The sequence below is a fragment of the Bradyrhizobium sp. Ses1 genome (assembly GCF_059512365.1).
In genome coordinates this window covers 1-226 of sequence record NZ_JCAMOQ010000283.1, presented here as the reverse complement: position 1 = coordinate 226, position 226 = coordinate 1, and the positions used below count along the sequence as shown (strand labels likewise).

1 pseudogene is annotated in these 226 nt (G+C 58.4%); it reads left to right on the top strand.

The annotated features are described in order from the left end of the window. Nucleotides 1-30 precede the first annotated feature (30 nt). Nucleotides 31-226 (top strand): annotated as a pseudogene (locus AC5ZG5_RS46675) (hypothetical protein); the annotation flags it as partial.

The following is a 226-nucleotide window of genomic DNA, read 5'->3' as shown; positions in this document are numbered from 1 at the left end:
TTGTCGCGACTGCGCGAGATCATGGGAAAGTTGAAGCTGACGGTCAACGAGGACAAGACACGAATCTGCAAGGCGCCGGAAGGAGAGTTCGACTTCCTGGGATACTCGTTCGGACGGATGTACTCAGCGAGAACCGGCCAGGCGCGCCTGGGGTACCGGCCATCGAAGAAAAGCATCAAGCGCATGGTGGAAACCCTTCATGCGCTGACGGCTCGAACCGGGTTAG